At 65.4% G+C, this 16,981-nt stretch carries 20 protein-coding genes; 11 read left to right on the plus strand and 9 right to left on the minus strand.

All coding sequences use genetic code 11. From position 1 onward, the window contains the following. Position 1: 1 nt before the first annotated feature. The 6 genes from I6F38_RS31685 to I6F38_RS31705 all read right to left on the minus strand — a co-directional run bounded on the left by I6F38_RS31685 (position 2) and on the right by I6F38_RS31705 (position 4,250). Positions 2 to 742, minus strand: a complete 741-nt coding sequence (locus I6F38_RS31685) for a metallophosphoesterase family protein (RefSeq protein ID WP_225163175.1) — start codon at positions 740 to 742, stop codon at positions 2 to 4. Positions 743 to 849: 107 nt separating this feature from the next. Then, positions 850 to 1,443 (minus strand): TetR family transcriptional regulator, encoded by a 594-nt coding sequence (locus I6F38_RS31690; protein ID WP_225163176.1) that lies wholly within the window; start codon positions 1,441 to 1,443, stop codon positions 850 to 852. Then, the gene (locus tag I6F38_RS44095) at positions 1,440 to 1,574 is read right to left on the minus strand and encodes a hypothetical protein (RefSeq protein ID WP_016843141.1); all 135 of its coding nucleotides are present in this window, start codon (positions 1,572 to 1,574) and stop codon (positions 1,440 to 1,442) included. Before I6F38_RS44095 ends, I6F38_RS31690 begins: the two co-directional genes overlap by 4 nt. A 621-nt stretch (positions 1,575 to 2,195) precedes the next feature. Beyond that, positions 2,196 to 2,804 (minus strand): hypothetical protein, encoded by a 609-nt coding sequence (locus tag I6F38_RS31695; RefSeq protein WP_168858972.1) that lies wholly within the window; start codon positions 2,802 to 2,804, stop codon positions 2,196 to 2,198. Continuing rightward, complete coding sequence (locus tag I6F38_RS31700) at positions 2,797 to 3,471, minus strand: hypothetical protein (protein WP_026192978.1); 675 nt, start codon at positions 3,469 to 3,471, stop codon at positions 2,797 to 2,799. Before I6F38_RS31700 ends, I6F38_RS31695 begins: the two co-directional genes overlap by 8 nt. Next, entirely contained in the window at positions 3,468 to 4,250 is a 783-nt protein-coding gene (locus tag I6F38_RS31705; RefSeq protein WP_225163177.1) for a MotA/TolQ/ExbB proton channel family protein, read from the minus strand. Before I6F38_RS31705 ends, I6F38_RS31700 begins: the two co-directional genes overlap by 4 nt. 244 nt (positions 4,251 to 4,494) lie before the next feature. Here I6F38_RS31705 and I6F38_RS31710 point away from each other — a divergent pair, with 244 nt between their 5' ends. From I6F38_RS31710 to I6F38_RS31720, 3 genes are all read left to right on the plus strand, one after another. Beyond that, positions 4,495 to 5,865, plus strand: coding sequence for a histidine kinase (locus tag I6F38_RS31710; RefSeq protein WP_028339907.1), 1,371 nt, complete (start codon positions 4,495 to 4,497; stop codon positions 5,863 to 5,865). A gap of 1 nt (position 5,866) precedes the next feature. Then, entirely contained in the window at positions 5,867 to 6,535 is a 669-nt protein-coding gene (locus tag I6F38_RS31715) for a response regulator transcription factor (RefSeq protein ID WP_225163178.1), read from the plus strand. A gap of 169 nt (positions 6,536 to 6,704) precedes the next feature. Next, entirely contained in the window at positions 6,705 to 7,877 is a 1,173-nt protein-coding gene (locus I6F38_RS31720) for a M20 aminoacylase family protein (protein WP_076828489.1), read from the plus strand. Between the two features lie 53 nt (positions 7,878 to 7,930). Here the strand turns inward: I6F38_RS31720 and I6F38_RS31725 are convergent, their stop codons facing one another. Then, positions 7,931 to 8,965, minus strand: coding sequence for an agmatine deiminase family protein (locus I6F38_RS31725; protein ID WP_225163179.1), 1,035 nt, complete (start codon positions 8,963 to 8,965; stop codon positions 7,931 to 7,933). Between the two features lie 20 nt (positions 8,966 to 8,985). Then, on the minus strand, positions 8,986 to 9,543 hold the full coding sequence (locus I6F38_RS31730) for a cytochrome b (protein WP_225163180.1): 558 nt from the start codon (positions 9,541 to 9,543) through the stop codon (positions 8,986 to 8,988). A gap of 184 nt (positions 9,544 to 9,727) precedes the next feature. Between I6F38_RS31730 and murI the strand changes: the two genes are divergently transcribed. The 8 genes from murI to I6F38_RS31770 all read left to right on the plus strand — a co-directional run bounded on the left by murI (position 9,728) and on the right by I6F38_RS31770 (position 15,554). Continuing rightward, on the plus strand, positions 9,728 to 10,525 hold the full coding sequence (murI, locus tag I6F38_RS31735) for a glutamate racemase (protein WP_225163181.1): 798 nt from the start codon (positions 9,728 to 9,730) through the stop codon (positions 10,523 to 10,525). Between the two features lie 59 nt (positions 10,526 to 10,584). Then, positions 10,585 to 11,361: an aldolase/citrate lyase family protein gene (locus I6F38_RS31740; RefSeq protein WP_225163182.1), complete on the plus strand. Its 777-nt coding sequence runs from the start codon at positions 10,585 to 10,587 to the stop codon at positions 11,359 to 11,361. A gap of 281 nt (positions 11,362 to 11,642) precedes the next feature. Continuing rightward, on the plus strand, positions 11,643 to 12,032 hold the full coding sequence (locus I6F38_RS31745; protein ID WP_225163183.1) for a cupin domain-containing protein: 390 nt from the start codon (positions 11,643 to 11,645) through the stop codon (positions 12,030 to 12,032). A gap of 119 nt (positions 12,033 to 12,151) precedes the next feature. Further along, a complete protein-coding gene (locus I6F38_RS31750) occupies positions 12,152 to 12,937 on the plus strand; it encodes an acyltransferase (RefSeq protein WP_225163184.1) in 786 nt (261 codons plus the stop codon). Between the two features lie 270 nt (positions 12,938 to 13,207). After that, a complete protein-coding gene (rpsD, locus tag I6F38_RS31755) occupies positions 13,208 to 13,825 on the plus strand; it encodes a 30S ribosomal protein S4 (RefSeq protein WP_076828559.1) in 618 nt (205 codons plus the stop codon). Between the two features lie 119 nt (positions 13,826 to 13,944). After that, the gene (locus I6F38_RS31760) at positions 13,945 to 14,172 is read left to right on the plus strand and encodes a hypothetical protein (RefSeq protein ID WP_225163185.1); all 228 of its coding nucleotides are present in this window, start codon (positions 13,945 to 13,947) and stop codon (positions 14,170 to 14,172) included. Next, the gene (locus I6F38_RS31765) at positions 14,169 to 14,447 is read left to right on the plus strand and encodes a type II toxin-antitoxin system RelE/ParE family toxin (RefSeq protein WP_346657148.1); all 279 of its coding nucleotides are present in this window, start codon (positions 14,169 to 14,171) and stop codon (positions 14,445 to 14,447) included. Before I6F38_RS31760 ends, I6F38_RS31765 begins: the two co-directional genes overlap by 4 nt. 39 nt (positions 14,448 to 14,486) lie before the next feature. Then, positions 14,487 to 15,554 (plus strand): threonine aldolase family protein, encoded by a 1,068-nt coding sequence (locus I6F38_RS31770; protein ID WP_225163187.1) that lies wholly within the window; start codon positions 14,487 to 14,489, stop codon positions 15,552 to 15,554. Between the two features lie 136 nt (positions 15,555 to 15,690). Here I6F38_RS31770 and I6F38_RS31775 read toward each other — a convergent pair whose 3' ends face one another. Continuing rightward, complete coding sequence (locus I6F38_RS31775) at positions 15,691 to 16,953, minus strand: serine hydrolase domain-containing protein (protein ID WP_225163199.1); 1,263 nt, start codon at positions 16,951 to 16,953, stop codon at positions 15,691 to 15,693. Positions 16,954 to 16,981 lie beyond the last annotated feature (28 nt).

A 16,981-nucleotide genomic window follows, 5' to 3' on the forward strand; every position in this document is an offset into this window, starting at 1 on the left:
GTTACCGGCCGAGCGGCAGGCGGTCGGCGAGCCAGTGCGGCAAGCCATTCGCCTTGATCCGCGCCGCCGCGGTCGCGACGTCGTAGGGCACGCGATGAAAGGTGATCTCGCGGCTTATGGTATCGAACATCGCAAACGACGACGCGGGATCGCCGTCGCGCGGCTGGCCGACCGAGCCGAGCACCGCAAGCCAGCGCCGCCCCGGCAGCAACTGAACGGCGATGCCCGAAGTCGGAACGAAGCTCGTCATCTTGGCGGTCGAGGACATCGAATAGAGGCCGGGACGATGGAGGTGGCCGCAGAACGTGATCTGCAGCTCGGTGGCCATCATGCTGCGCGCGGCGTCGGCGGTGTCGCGCACATAGCGCCACTTCGCGGGCTCCGAAGCTTCGGAGTGCACGTAGAGCCGATTGTCCTCCTCCCGCGACATCGGAAGCTCGGCAAGGAACGCCTTCTGCTCGCCACTGAGCCGGCCGCGGGTCCAGTCGATCGCGGCCTGCGCCTCGGCATTCATGCTGTCGCTCGGCACGCCGATCGCATTGTCATGATTGCCGCGCACCGCGACCGCGCCCTTCGCGACGAGGTCCATCATCGTGTCGACGGCCCATTCCGGATCGGCACCGTAGCCGACGATATCGCCGAGGCAGATCAGCCGCTCGGCGCCGCGCGCACGCGCAGCGTCGAGGCAGGCGGCGAAGGCCTGCCGGTTGGCGTGAATATCGGCAAACAGTGCAAGCCGCATCGTGGTCCGCGCTGCTGATCCCTGTCCGATATCAAGCACACGCGGCCGCGGGCTCGCAATCGGGCCAAAGGCATCAGGTGGTCAGAGGATGTAGGCAGAAAGCTCGGCTAGGGCTTGCAGACCCCCAGGCCCTTCAGCAGCAGGGCCAGCAGCGCATCGATCCGCCCCGGGCATTCCGGCTTGGCCCATTCCTCGGCATGCGCCGGGTGATGGTAGCGGACGGTGGCGTCGAACACGGCACGCGCGGTCGCCTTCACATTGTCGATCTCGAACACGCCCTGAGCGACACCGTCGGACAGGATTTTCGCGATCAGATCGACCTGCTTGTCCTTGTAGGCTTCCACCACCTCGCGCGCGTCCTGCGCCAGCGCCAGGTAGGTCGCGAACATCTCGGGATCGTCGCAGACCTTCTTCTGCTTGATCGTGAAGGCGGTACGCAGCCATTGCTCCAGCCGCTCCGGCGCCGGGCCTTCGCCGGCTGCGATCTTGCACAGCGGCTCGTTGGCGCGGTCGAGCCAGCGCTTGGCGACGGCATCGCGCAGCGAGGCTTTGCTGGGGAAGTGACGGTAGACGCTGCCGTGGCTGACATCCAGCGCACGGGCAACGTCGACAACGGTGGCCTTGGTCAACCCGAAGCGCCTCAAGACATCCTCAGTTGCCTCAAGGATCCGCTCGGGTGTCAAAACCACCGCCTCGTTCATGCGTTTACCGTCTGGTTATCGCTGTCCTGCCCGCGGGTGAACTTGGCGGCTTGGGCGGCCAAGTGGCGAGCGACGCGAAGATTGAGCCACTGTTGAATCTGGGCGGTCAATTGAAAGATTTCTATGGTCATGGAGGTAGTCCTTCGAGGTAGTCAAATTAAGTCCGGCTCCCCCGGCCAAACGCCGGAACAGCCACTGGGCGCCCTCCTCCCTTGGGCTCATGAGCATATACACCATCCCGCTGACAGATTTCAATATCTGTCAGACAATATTTTGTGAAATAACAGCGGTCCTCCCGGGAAAGCCGCCCGGCTGATGGGCGCTACAACGTTCCGTGAGCAGCGGGGGCGATCTGCCAATCCGCGCCTATGTCTCGCTCGGGGCTACCTGGGAGAGACTTGCATGGACCGGCCAATGACCTTGAAGGAGATCGCCAAGATCACCGCGGGCGCGGTGGTCTCGCTCGTCATTGTCGGGTGGCTGATGGTTCTTGCGATCGCATTCCTGACGGTGCTGTGAGCCCCCCTCGCCGCGCCGGCCCCTCGCCGTACCTTGCCGCCGGAATCGAAAGGGGCCGCTTCACGCAGCGGCCCCTTTGCCGGGAAAATCGCTTCGGGATGAAATCTAGCCCCGGTTAGCCCCAAGACTACACACTTCAGGGAATTGAGGAATTCCGGATGATTACTGTCCATCCCGCTGACTGATTATTGCCGATCCCTATTTTTGTGCCACCCTCCTGGGTAGGCATCCTGCTATCGCTGCTCGTCCTTGGGCGGCATCCGGGGCGGCGGCAGCGGCGTGAACACCGACCCTTGCGCGCCGGCCGGCGGGGCCACGAACGTCCCCGTGGTGGAATCGCCGCCTGTCGTCTCCACGATCGTCTTCGGCGTGATGTACTCCCTGACGAAGTCCATGATGGTGCCGTCGCCACCGCCGAAATCCGCCGCCCGCCCGCCTTGCGGATGCCCGGCCTTGATCTCGTTTTCGGCGGTGTGGGTCTGCTCCGCCAACGCCTCGCTATAGGGAATGCGGAAAGCACGCGGGATCGCGCTCGGCCGGTTGTCCTCGTCAAGCTCCTCGACCCAGAGATAGATCGAGCCCGGGTCGCCCTCCAGCGAATGCGGCTCAACGATCCGCGTCGACAGCAGCTTGAAATTCGCCGGCAATTTTTCCGCGGACGCCCAGCCGAGCAGACCGCGCATGCCGCCGAAGCTGACGAAATAGAACGCGCTGGTCACGACGATGACGACAGCCTTCAGCGACCAGTGCAGCCGCGCATAGACCAGCACGATCAGGAGCAGCGCACCGACCACCGCGTATGCGACCGCAAGCGTGAGAATGACCGACTGCAGACTAATCACGGCGGAGCACCCTGACGCCGGTTTTCGGATCCATGTCGGCGCCGTTGCGCCAGCTGCTGCGGAAGGTCTCGAGCAGCGATTTCGGCCGCCGGTCCACGTTGATCACCTTGCCCTCGGCGTCGAGACGAAACCTGACCGCGGTCTTCTCGTCGCCGGTGTGATCGACGGTCAGCTTGTCGTCGAAGATCACCTGCGCCGTCGGATTGAGCTTCTGCACCTTCACATTGGCCTGCACCGGCTCGCCGGTCGTGGCCTGGAAATGCGAGACGTTGACGGTGTATTCGCCGGCGACGATGCCGCGCAGCGTGACGATCTCCTCGCGGATCGGAGAGGCGATCTTCTTGCCGTTGACGATGATGAAGTCGTTGGCGCCGCCGCGGTCGTCGCGATCGAGCGTCAGGAATCCGGCCTCGCGATGCCGGTACCAGGCAATGTTGCCGGCCGGATCCTGCACGAACAGGTCGAGATCGTCAGGATGGTTGTCCGGCCAGTCCATCGTGATGATGAACTCCGCCTTGGATTCGATCTTGCCTTCCTTGGAGTCCGGCGACACCGCAAGCAGCGCCAGGAAGAACAGGAAGGCGATGACCTGCAGCGCTTTGAACAACATCACGCCGAGCGGATCGAATGGCTCCTCGCGCGGATAGAGCCCGAACTCATCCATCATGACGGCGTACCAAGGCGACGTTCCAGGGCCGGCGTGACGTGCGTCTCGGTCAGCACGACGGCGTCGGAAAACACCCGCTGGGTCGCGGAATCGAGCATGTAATACTGGATCCGGACCAGGATCGATCCGATCAGTCCGGCCAGCGTCGTGTACATCGCGACCGCCATGCCGTCGCTCATCAGGCCCATCGACGATTTCATCGCGACCTTGTCGGCGGCATCCAGCGAAGCGATCGGCGCCAGCATGATGATGAAGCCGATGATGGTGCCGAGCAGGCCGAGCTTCATCAGCGTATCGGAGACGAAGGCGCCAAAGCCGTTGGACCCGCGCAGCCGGTCCGCCAGCGTGCGCAGCAGCAGGGTCTGGTCGATGCGCCCCTTGGCCTGCGCCTCGGCCTTCTGCACCAGGCTCTTGATGTGATCGGTGACGAGCCCGCCGGGCAGGCCGCGCGCATCTGATGCAAGCGCCCCCGATGCAAGCATCTTGGCGCCATCGGGCGCGGCGAGGATGGTGCGGCAGGAGCGCGCCACCTCGCCTTCCCGCGCGATCGCCCGCGTCCGCCAGAAGCAATGGACGCAGGTAACGATGTAGAGGACGGCGATGACGCTGGAAATGTAGGTGCGGTCGGAACTGATCATGAGGCGGATCAGCCCGTAGCGCCACAGCAGGAATGCGGCGAACACCGAAAGGCCGGTGAAGATCATCCAGAGCAGCAGGGCGCTGCGCTCCGCCGCGTCCGTGCCGGCCGATGCGGCCGCGACGTCGACCTTGGCATCCATGCTGCGTGAGCTCCCTGTGTTCCGTGAGGCTCCGCGCGGGCCTCACTTTCCGTTAGAGCAGAGCCGGCCTGCGCCGTCCAAAGACATCTGCCCAGATTTCGTCGGGCAAATTTCCCGACCTGCATAGCTTCGCATGCTTGCGATTGGCGGGGAACAGCGGTGCTGTTAGCATCGCATCTCTCGTTTGAGCATGACCAGCCGCTTCTCTCCGTTTCGGATCATGCTCTGGCCGTGGAGTGATCGCATGCGCCTCGTGCTTCAACTGGTCGCCCGCCTGCTCGTGATCGTCGCGCTATGCCTCGGCGCAGCCACCGTCTGGGCCACGATCGACGCCTATCGCAGCGTCGATCGCGCCACGCAGGCGTCCGCCGAGCGGGTTTCGCAATCGCTCGAAGCGCTGTACTGGCGCGAATTGCTGCTGCGCAGCAACCGGATGCGCGAGCAATTGCTGCCGGCACCGGACTGGCGCACCATCGAAACCATGGGCCTGATCGCGCCGGGGATCTGCGTGCAGTTCGAACCGGCCGGCGCCTTCGAGAAGCCGCTCTGCGGCCAGAGCAAGGGGATCGGCAAGGCGCCGCCGCGCTGGTTCGCGGCCACCGTGCAGATGGTGCTCGGCGATCACGCCACCGTGGAGCGGCCGATCAGCGCCCGCGCCGCGACCGCGGGAACCGTCCGCGCCATCGCCGATCCGGACGCCGCGATCGCGCTCGCCTGGCAGCACATTCTCGACAACATCCATGTCGCGCTGTTGATGGCGCTCGCCATCGCGCTGCTCGCTTCGCTTGCGATCGCGCACACGCTGGCGCCCGCCCACTCGATCGTGTCGGCGCTGCGGCGCATGGCCGACGGCGAGTACCGTACGCCGCTGCCGCGCGTCCGCTCGATGGAGCTCGCGATGATCGGGCGCGCCGTCAGCGATCTCGGCGACCGCCTCGCGCTTGCCGAGGAGGAACGCACGGTGCTGACCAGGCGACTGCTCGAAATCCGCAACGACGAACGCCGCACGCTGGCGCGCGAGCTGCACGATGAATTCGGCCAGAATCTCACCGCGATCCTCGCCTTCGCCAACACGATCGAGGCAAGCGCCGGGGACAAGTACGCCGCCGGCACCGAAATTGCGCAGGATGCACGGATGATCTCGCAGGCGACGCGCCGCATCATGGCGTGCCTGCGCGATACGCTGAACCGGCTGCGCCATCCGCCGGCCGAAGAGCTCGGGCTGGAGGCAAGCCTGGTCGATCTCGTCGACAGCTGGCGGTCGCGCACGGCGCAGCCGATGATCCAGCTCGATCTGCAGGGCGACCTTGCCGACATCAGCGGCACGGTCGCCGCCACCGCCTATCGCGTCGCGCAGGAGTGTCTGACCAATGCGCTGCGCCACAGCTCGGCGCGCGAGATCGTGCTGCGGATCGAGCGGCGCACCGGAAGCGAGAACGCTCTGCTGGTGCGGGTCGAGGACGATGGCGGCGGCGATGCGGCCAAGGTGGCGCAATCTGCCGGCTTCGGCCTCACCGGCGTCAGCGAGCGCGTCACAGCCCTCGGCGGCTCGCTGTCGATCGCGCGCGCCAGCCGCGGCCTGTCGGTCGCCGCCACGATCCCGCTGGCCGCCTGAGATGACAACCGTGACGGCGACAACGGCTAAGATTCGGGGCATCTCCATCCTGCTGGTGGACGATCATCCGGTGGTCCGCCAGGGCTACCGGCGCGTGCTCGAGCATCAGAACGATTTCCGCGTGGTCGCCGAAGCCGACAACGCCGCCGGTGCCTATCGCGCGTTCAAGTCGCACCAGCCCGATGTGGTGGTGATGGACATTTCGATGCCGGGTGCCAGCGGACTGGAGGCGATCCGCAATATCCGCGCGCGCGACGCCGACGCGCGCATCCTCGTCTTCAGCATGCACAGCGAGGCGGCCCAGGTGAAAGCGGCATTCGGCGCCGGCGCCAGTGGCTTCGTCACCAAGGGCAGCGAACCGGCCGAGCTGATCGCGGCGATCCGCTCGGTGGCGCGCGGCGATCATGCGATGAGCGACGACGTCGCCCGCGTGCTGGCGCTGGAAAGCCTGGTGCCAACCCGATCGGCGCTCGACCAGCTCGGCGAGCGCGAGATCGAAATCCTCCGGCAGCTGGCGGCCGGCAGCACCAAGGAGCAGATCGCCGCCAACCTCAACCTCAGCACCAAGACCGTGCAGAACTATCACTACCTCATCAAGGCCAAGACCGGCATGCGGACCGACGCCCAGCTGGTCCGCCTCGCCGTCGAATGCGGGCTGGCGAATTTGTAGCCCCGTTCCCGTAGCCCGGGTGAGCGCAGCGACACCCGGGGCGGGTTGTGCATATCCCCGGATATCGCTTGCGCTCATCCGGGCTACTGACGCCATTCCCGCGTGACAAGTCGGCGGGTTACGCTACGCTGACCCGCCCACCAAAGCTCACAAGAAACGGACGCTCCCCATGCCCATCGTCAATCGCGTTGCCGCCCTCTCGGATGAAATGGCCGCCTGGCGCCATGACTTCCATGAGAATCCTGAACTGCTCTACGAAGTCCACCGCACCGCCGGCATCGTCGCCGACAGACTGCGCGAGTTCGGCTGCGACGAGGTGGTGACGGGGATCGGGCGCACCGGCGTGGTCGGCGTGATCCGCGGCCGCAAGTCCACTTCGGGAAAGACCATCGGCCTGCGCGCCGACATGGACGCGCTGCCGATCGCGGAGGCCTCGGGCGTCGCTTACGCCTCGAAGATTCCCGGCAAGATGCACGCCTGCGGCCATGACGGCCACACCGCAATGCTGCTCGGCGCCGCCAAATATCTCACCGAGACCCGCAATTTCGACGGCACCGCGGTCGTGATCTTCCAGCCCGCCGAGGAAGGCGGCGCCGGCGGCAAGGCGATGGTCGACGACGGGCTGATGACCCGCTGGGGCATTCAGGAAGTCTACGGCCTGCACAACATGCCGGGCCTGCCCGAGGGTTACTTCGCGACCACGCCGGGCCCGATGCTGGCCTCGTCGGACACGTTGAAGATCGTCGTCCACGGCAAGGGCGGCCACGCCGGCGCCGCCCCGCACGAGGCGGTCGACAGCGTGCTGATCGGCGCCCAGATCATCAATGCGCTGCAGTCGATCGTATCGCGCAATGTCGACCCGCTGAAATCGGCGGTCATCTCGATCACCATGTTCGAGGCCGGCACCGCGTTCAACGTGATCCCGGAGACCGTCACGCTGGGCGGCACCGTGCGCACGCTCGATCCCGGTGTGCGCGACCTGGTCGAGCGCCGGATCGGCGAGGTCGCCTCCAGCATCGCCAAGGCTTATGGAGGCTCGGCCGAGACGGATTATGGACGGATGTATCCGGTGACGTTGAACCACGCGCGCGAGGCCGGCGTCGCCGCCGAGGTCGCCCGCGATGTGGTCGGCGCCGACCGCGTCAACGACAATCTGGTGCCGGTGATGGGCGCCGAGGATTTCGCGTTCATGCTGGAAGCGCGCCCCGGCGCATTCGTCTTCCTCGGCATGGGCGACGGTCCGATGTGCCACCACCCCGCCTACAAGTTCAACGACAACATCCTCGGCCACGGCGCCTCCTACTGGGTGCGGCTGGTCGAGAAGCAGATGCCGGCGGGCTAAGGCACCCTCCGCTGCAGACCGTCAGGCCGCGATAGCTTCGCGGCCTGCACGCGTCACGTGCGCGGCTGCTGCTGCGTCACGCAGTGGATGCCGCCGCCACCGGCGGCGATGCCGTCGATATCGAGCTGGATGATTTCCCGGTCCGGGTACAGGTCGCGCAGCTTGTCGCGCGCGTTGCGGTCCGCTGCCGCATCACCGAATTCCGGCGCGATCACGGCACCGTTGCAGACATAGAAATTGATGTAGCCGGCGGCGAAGCCGTCGTCGTTTCCGTACTTTGGACGGACCGTCGACGGTCCCTGCAACTCCACGACCTTCAGGTGTCGACCTCTTGCGTCTGTCGACTTGCGCAGGATTGCCAGGTGTTCTCTCGTCACCTCGTAATCGTCGAACGACGTATCCATCTCCAGGCCCGCGACAACGACGCCCGGGCTGGTGAAGCGCGCGTAGAAATCGGTATGGCCGTCGGTAATGTCGTCTTTGTTGTGACAGCCGGGTAGCCAGATGATCTTGTCCAGTCCGAGCAGGCGGAAGAGTTCAGCCTCGCATTCATCCTTCGTCAAACCAGGATTGCGATTGTCGTTGAGAACACAGCTTTTGGTGATGATCGCTGTCCCCTCGCCGTCGACTTCGCCGCCCTCCAGCTTCAGGCCGGCCTTGATGAACTCAGCTTGCGCAAGCTCGGCCACACGTTCCGCGATCTTGGCATCATGCGCATGCGGTTGCTTCCCGCCCCAGCCGTTGAAGTTGAAGCCGACGGCTCCGAGTTGCCCTGATGGGTTCGTTACAAAGACCGGTCCGGTGTCCCTGATCCAGATGTCGTCGAGCGGCTGAACAACGAGGTTCACCCGAGGGCCGCATAGCCGCGCGGCAATATCGTAATCCTCCTTGCGTACCAGCATGTTCACGGGCTCGTCATGGGCCGCGATCGCCTGTGCCACCAAGGCAAGGTTTTCCCTGACCACTGGAAGCAGCCGTTTGCCCCAGATGTCCGTGTTGTGGGCGAAAGCCATCCAGGTGGCGGCATGCGGAGCGCTCTCGTCCGGCATCCGCCAACGGCCGCCAGCATCCTCTGCAGCACGATCCATGGCAGCGCCGCCCCGCCGCCCTAACCGGCCCGGTCGGCCGTCCCCACCATCCGCGCGGCGACACGGTCGCGCTTGACGAAGTGGTGGAAGGCGACCGCGGCGAGGTGCAGCACGATCAGCGCCAGCAGCACATAGGCGAAGAAGATGTGGCGATCCTCATAGGCATCCGCCGCCGCCTTGTCGGGCGAGGTGATCTGGGGAACGTGAAACAGGCCGAAGAAGCTCGAATAATCCTGGGCGCGGGCGCCGGAATGCGCCCAGCCCAGCATCGCCACCAGGAGGGTGACGGCGTAGAGCGCGCCGTGGCTGACCCGGGCGGCGATCCGCTGCCAGGAGGGCATCTCGGCCGGCAGCGCCGGCGTCGGGTTGACGCCGCGCCAGACCAGCCGCAGCACGGTGAGCAGCAGCACCAGGTAGCCGATATCGGCGTGGATCGAGCGGTAGAAGAACTTGTCCGCCCGCGCCGGGACGTGGTTCATCCACCAACCATAGGCCAGCATGCCAATGATGGCGATGCCGAGCACCCAGTGGAACGCGCGGGCGAGCGAGCCCCAGCTCGCGGCGGTATTGCGGATCATGTCGCGTGGCCCCCTTGCGGCCGCATTTTTGGATTTCACACGTCGCAGCAATAGTTTGCCGTGATACTTGCAGCTATCGGTCAAGGCCATGTGAAATTCCCGGCTTCACCGCCTTTTGTCGGCCGAAGCGGCCGGATAGCCAAAAACAACTGAATGGTAACCCTGCTTCGGATAGAGTTTTCGCGTGTCCACTCCCCCGACCATCCTTGTGTTCGATTCCGGCCTCGGCGGCCTCACCGTGCTGCGCGAGATCGTCCGCGCCCGGCCCGACGCGCATTACGTCTATGTCGCCGACGACGCCTTTTTCCCCTATGGCCACCACGGCGAGGACGAGATCATCGCCCGCGTGGTGCCGCTGGTCGGCGAGCTGATCGCGGCCCACGCGCCCGACCTCGTCGTGATTGCCTGCAACACGGCATCCACCCTGGTCATGTCGCATTTGCGCGACGCCTATCCTTTGCCGTTCGTCGGCACCGTGCCGGCGATCAAGCCGGCCTGCGTCTCCTCGAAAACGAGGCGCGTCTCGGTGCTCGGCACAAGGGGCACCGTGAAGCGTGAATATACCCGCAAGCTGATCTCGGACTTTGCGCAGGGCTGCGAGGTGACGCTGGTCGGCTCCGGCGAGCTCGCCTCGCTGGCGGAGGCCGCCCTCAGCGGCGCGAGCGTGCGTGACGAGGATATCGCGGCCGAGCTCGCGCCCTGCTTCGTCGGCGATGGCGCCCACGATCCCGCCCGCACCGACACCATCGTGCTCGCCTGCACGCATTATCCGCTGCTGCTGGAACGCCTCAGGAGGCTCGCGCCCTGGCCGGTCGACTGGATCGATCCGGCGCCGGCGATCGCACGCCGCGTCGCCGACCTGCTCGGCCCTGCCGGCCACGAGAGCGACCAGGCCGGCGCCGAGATGATCTTCACCTCGAAGCGCCCGCACGCGCTGACGGAAGCCTTGACGCCATTCTTCGGCGGCCGCGTCCCGGCCTGATCCTTTTCGCCGTCCCAACGTGCTGCTAGCCTCTGCTCTCCTTCGAGGGAGGACCGAACTTGACCGCAGCCCCGCTGACGCCGCTCAACCGCCTGCGCAAGCAGTGGCGCGACAAGCGCCCGACCTTCGGCGCGATCGCGACCATTCCGAGCATCCAGACCGTGCAGATCATGGCGCAGTCGCTGGACTGGATCATCGTCGATCTCGAGCACGGCCCGATCGATCTCGGCACCGCCCATGCGATGATCGTGGCGACCTCGGGCACGCCCTGCGTGCCGATGGTGCGGATCGCCGCCAACGAGCCGCATCTCGCCAAGGCACCGATGGACATCGGCGCGCTCGGCATCAATTTTCCGATGATCTGCAACGCAAGCGATGCGGTGAAGGCGGTGCGCAGCGTGCGCTATCCGCCGCAAGGCGACCGGCTCTGGGGACCGTTCCATGCGCCGTTCCGCTGGGGCGTCTCGATGAACGACTACATGGCGACCGCTGATGACGACATGATCTGCATGATCACGATCGAGCACGTCGATGCCGTGAACCGCATCGACGAGATCATGGCGACACCGGGCATCGACCTCGCAGTGATTGGCCCCGGCGATCTCGCCACCTCGATCAACAAGCGCGGTCTGCCCGACGATCCCGAAGTGGTCGCGCTGATGCAGCGCGCCGAACAAGGCATCATGAAGAGCGGCGTGCCGATCGGCGGCGTCGCGCGCACCGCCGAACAGGCCAATGCGATGATCGACCGCGGCTACCTCGCGCTCGCACTGGGCTTCGACTGGTCGCTGTTCCAGCGCGGCATCGCGGCCGCGTTCGCGGGGATCAAGCGGTAGGCGTCAAACGCGGCCGCCGCTTGCTCTCAGCTGCCGGCGAGCAGGTTCCAGTCACGTCGTGAAGGAACCGCGGCGCAACTTCCGGCATCTCGCCTGCGACGGAGTGAACGATGCGTGTCGCCGAGACAGCTTGTTCGCCTGAGTAGCTCATGAATAAGCGGCGCAAACCCGCGCTGTTGGATGAACGGACTAATCCCAACGTCGCAAGTGCACATAACACATCGCCCGCTTTCCGCCGCGATTCCGCGCTGCTAGAGTTTTGCGGGTTGGGAGGAAAATGCATGTTCAGGAAATTACTGCTTGGTCTCACCGTGATTGCCCTTGCCGGTGCCGGCGCTGCCTTTGCGCAGCAGAGCGGCATCAAGCGGACGCCGCTGCAGAAGGTCGATTTTCCGCCGGGCTTCAACACGGTCACCGCGATCGCCGAGGTTCCGGCCGGGGGTGCGTCGGGGCGTCACACCCATCCCGGCGCTGAAACCGGCTATGTGCTCGAAGGCGAGCTCGAGCTTCTGATCGACGGCAAACCGCCGCTGAAGCTGAAGGCGGGCGATTCCTACCAGATCCCGGAAGGCGCGGTGCACGACGCCAAGACGTCCGGCGACCAGCCGCTCAAGGTGCTCGGCGTCTATGTGGTCAAGGCCGGCGAGCCGTTGGCAAAACCAGCGCCGTGAGCAGAACCCCTTGGTCTCCGACCAGTTGGTTCATCTGAGCTTCAGGTGCGGCGAGCAACCATTCGAGCTCGCCGGGCCTTTGATTTTTTGCCTGTTTGCTAGGGAACTGAACCGAACGGATGCGCGGTAAATTTCGTCAAATTTCATTGCCGCGCCGTCTCGTCGCCGATCTGATGCATGCATCGGCCGGCGTGCCGCTGGTCTCCCTGAAGCGCACCCTGAACGTGCGGTCAATCGTCGAGGCTCGTGCACGTGCGGCGCAGGCACCGGGCTGGGCCGCCATCTTCGTCAAGGCATTCGCGCTGGTCGCCAGGACCGAGCCGACGTTGCGCACGCTGCACGTCAAATGGCCCTGGCCTTGCCTCTACGAGCTGCCGCGCAGCGTCGGCATGGTGGCGATTGCGCGCGTTGAGAAGGGCGAGGACTGCGTACTGTTCGAGCGCGTCTGTGCCGCCGACGAGATGCCGCTCGCCGAGGTCGACGCGCTGATCCGCCGCGCCAAGACCGCGCCGCTGCACGAAATCCCCTCGTTCCGCAAAATGCTCTGCGTGACCCGCCTGCCGCTTCCGCTGCGCCGCCTGGCGTGGGCGATCGGGATGAATTTTGGCCGGCAGCGCGCCAATTTCTGCGGCAGCTTTGGCGTGACCTCGGTCGCGGCCTATGGCCCCGGCGAATTGCACGCGCTGAGCCCCGGGCCATTCCTGTTGAGCTATGGCGTGATCAGGCCGGACCACACCGTCGACGTGGTGGTGCGCTGGGACCATCTGGTCTGCGACGCTGCCCTGATCGCGCAGACCTTGATCCGCCTTGAGCAGGTGCTGGGCGGCGAAATCGCCGCCGAACTGGGCGCGGGCCGGCCGCAAGCCGATGCCCGGCTGGTCCGGGCGGCCGGAAGCCGCCTCTGAGGAGCAAAATCGGCCAATTTTGACGCCGATTCGGCCCAAAATGCCCTGCGTTTTGTTTGACAGAACCGGACTTTCTCCTTAAGACCACCCTTGCTCGCGGGCCGGTTTTCGGCCCGCGATGCGTTTCGCGACCCGTGGTCCTCCCCGAGCTTTCGAGGCGGACCTGTCGGTACAGGCCTTTTGGCCGGTACACAGGAGGGCGCGTCTCCTCAAACCCTAGACTGACAAAACGCCGGGCGCTGGGTGCGACGGCTGTACAAAGAGGACGCGATGACAAAGCGCAGTGAGGCGAAGTACAAGATCGATCGCCGCATGGGCCAGAATATCTGGGGCCGCCCGAAGAGCCCCGTGAACCGCCGCGAATACGGCCCCGGCCAGCACGGCCAGCGCCGCAAGGGCAAGCTCTCCGACTTCGGCGTGCAGCTGCGCGCCAAGCAGAAGCTCAAGGGCTACTACGCCAACATTTCCGAGCGCCAGTTCCACGGCATCTATGTCGAAGCCAGCCGCCTGAAGGGCGACACCGGCGAGAACCTGATCGGCCTCCTGGAGCGCCGTCTCGACACCGTGGTCTACCGCGCCAAGTTCGTCTCCACGATGTTCGCCGCGCGCCAGTTCATCAACCACGGCCACATCAAGGTGAACGGCCGCAAGGTCAACATCGGCAGCTACAAGCTGAAGGTCGGCGACCTCATCGAGGTCAAGGACTCCTCCAAGCAGCTGACCCCGGTGCTGGAAGCGGCCCAGCTCCCCGAGCGTGACGTGCCCGACTTCATCGAGGTCGATCACTCCAAGATGACCGCGACGTTCGCGCGCACCCCCGGCCTCTCGGACGTGCCGTTCCCGGTGCAGATGGAGCCGCATCTGATCGTCGAATTCTATTCGCGCTGATCACTTCAGCGTTGCGAGATCCGAAAGGCCCCGGTTTTGCCGGGGCCTTTTTGTTTGCCCACAAGACGACTATGATATTCGGGACTTGGCAGATGACTGCCCGTTGAGGTTTCTTGCCGATGACCCGGTTACTGGAACAGGCTTTCGACACAGTTTCAAACTTGCCTGATACAGAGCAGGACGAGCTCGCGCGCATCATGCTGCAGCTTGCCGGCGTCGACCAACCACCGCTTCAGCTCACGCCGGAGGAAGACGCCGATCTGGCTGAAGCCGACTCCGAGATTACACGCGGCGAGTTGGCAACGGCCGAGGAAGTCCGTGCGATGTGGGCAAAGCACGGGCTGTGAACGTCCGTTACACGCGACGCGCTCTTGTTCAGATTGATCAGGCACTCTCCTATATCGAGACACGATCGCCCCAAGGGGCGGTCCACGTGCGCGACCGCATCTTGGCACTTGTCACGCTGCTGCAAGAGCAGCCGCGTGCAGGGCGCTCGACAAGCCGCTCAGGCGTCCGCCGGCTTTCGGCGACACCTTATCCCTACCTGATCGACTATCGCGTGACGCCCACCGAGATCATCATTATGCGGTTTCGTCACGCTGCCCGGAGGCCTATACGCTAGCGGCGATTCCGCACGCCAGCGGAGCGATGAGGAAAGCCCATGCACTACACCCCTGCCCGGCCCGATCCCAAGGCCCCGCCCGTTCGCATCAACTTTCTGTCCGATACGCAGACCAGGCCGACGCCGGCGATGCGCGAGGCGATGGCGAAGGCGGAGGTCGGCGACGAGCAGGTCGGCGACGATCCGACCACCAATGAGCTCTGCGCCCGCGTCGCCGATCTGCTCGGCAAGGAAGCCGCCGTGTTCATGCCGTCGGGCACGATGTGCAACGTCGCGGCGACGCTGGCCTATTGCCGCCCCGGCGACGAGATTTTGGCGCATGCGACCGCGCATATCATCGCGCGCGAGGGCGGCGCCCATGCCGCGCTCGGCGGTTTCCAGATCACGCAGTTGCCGGGCGATGACGGCCAGTTCACGCCTGAGACCTTCCAGGCCGCGCTGCATCCGCGCACCCGCTACCAGCCGCCGCAGGTGCTCGTCAGCGTCGAGCAGACCGCCAATATCGGCGGCGGCACGATCTGGAAGAAGGCGGCGCTCGACGAGGTCGTGCGTATCGCCAAGGCCCACGGCCTTGTCACCCACATGGACGGCGCGCGGCTGCTCAATGCGACCGTGGCGTCCGGCATCTCGCCGCGCGACATGACGGCGGGCTGGGATTCCGCCTGGATCGATTTCTCCAAGGGCCTCGGCGCGCCGATCGGCGGCGTGATCGCCGGCACCCGCGCCTTCATCGACGATGTCTGGCGCTGGAAGCAGCGGCTCGGCGGCTCGATGCGGCAGTCCGGCGTCTGCGCCGCGGCCTGCATCCATGCGCTCGATCACCATGTCGACCGCCTCGCCGACGACCACGCCAATGCGCGGGCGCTGGCGCGCGGCCTGTCGCAGATCAACGGCATCGCGGTGCAGGCGCCGGAGACCAACCTCGTCTTCTTTAAGCCGGAAGGCGCCGGCGTCTCAGGCGACAAGATGGTCGCTGAGCTGCGCAAGCGCGGCGTGACGCTGGCGACGATGGACGGCCGGATCAGGGCCTGCACGCATCTCGATGTCACCGCCGCGATGATCGAGGAAGCGATCGGACACGTCAGGGACATCGTGCGCGCGGCGTAGTCTTGTAGCTCTGATGGAGCCAACGGGTCGCGCGAACGCGCGCCCGATGACAGGCTGCGCGAAATCCGGGACGGCAGGTCCGCGGGTGGAGAGCCCCGGATTGCGCTTCGCTTCATCCGGGCTACGAAGCTGAATTCTACCGTCCCATCGCCTGGTAGATCAGCGTCTTCAGCTCCTGCTGGATCCGGCCGCGCTGCGACGGCGTCTGCACCATGAAGATCCCGAACAGGTCATCCGCGGGATCGATGAAGAAGAAGGTGCCGCCGACGCCGTCCCAGCGATACTCGCCCAGCGGCCAGTCTGTGTTCGCCGGCACCGAAGTGCGGACCGCGAAGCCGAGACCGAAGCCGGAGTTCGGACCGGGATAGTAGTTCTGGTCGCGCACGACTCCGGTCTCCGGACCGATATGGTCCCTCGCCATCAGCGTGATGGTCTCCGGCTTCAGATAGCGCCTACCCTCATAGCTGCCGCCATTCAGCAGCATCTGCGAGAAGCGCGCATAGTCGCCGATGGTGCCGACCATGCCGCCGCCGCCGGATTCCCATCGCAGCGGCTTGCGCGGATTGCGGACGTCGGCGACCGGACTGATGGTGCGATCCTTCGGCATCGGCTCGGCGATCAGCGGCCATTTCGCCCGGTCGGCGACACAGAACGCGGTCTCGTTCATCCCGAGCGGGCCGAGCAGCCGCTCCTTCTCGACCTGAAACAGCGATTTCCCCGTGATCACCTCGATGATGCGGCCGAGCACGTCGGTGGAATGGCCGTAGTCCCATTGCGTGCCGGGTTGTTCGGCGAGCGGCAGCGACGTGAGCCGCGCCACGAATTCGGCATTGTCGGGATCGTTGTTGAACAGGCCGGCATCGGCGTAGGTCTTGTTCACGATACCACCGCCGTAATAACCGTAAGGCAGACCGGCGGTGTGGCGCATCAGGTCTTCGATGGTGATGGGGCGCCTCAGCGGCTCCAGCGTCATCGCCATCTTGCCCTCATCGCCGCGCTTTTCCACCCCGACCTTCATGTCGGCAAAGGCCGGGATATATTTTGACACCGGATCGCCGAGCGCGAGCTTGCCTTCCTCGACCAGCATCATCGCGATGACCGTGGTGATCGGCTTCGACATCGAATAGAGGCGGAAGATGGTATCCGCGCTCATCGAGAATTCGGTGGCGACGTCGCGAACCCCGAACTTCTCGTAGTAGACCGGCTTGCCGTGCTGCTGCAGCAGCAGGATCGCCCCCGGGATCTTTCCGGTCGCGACCTCGTTCCTGACATAGTCGGAAACTTTGGCGAGGCCTTCCGCCGAGAAGCTGTGCGCGGCCGGCCCCGCGGAGCCGGCCTTCGCAACCGTTGCGACCAAGGCGAACGCGAGTGCCGCGACGAACGCGCGGCCCTCCCGCATGCAAGCGCATGAGCCGATCCGCCTGAAT

The organism is Bradyrhizobium sp. BRP56 (genome assembly GCF_020194035.1).
GTDB lineage: Bacteria > Pseudomonadota > Alphaproteobacteria > Rhizobiales > Xanthobacteraceae > Bradyrhizobium > Bradyrhizobium australafricanum.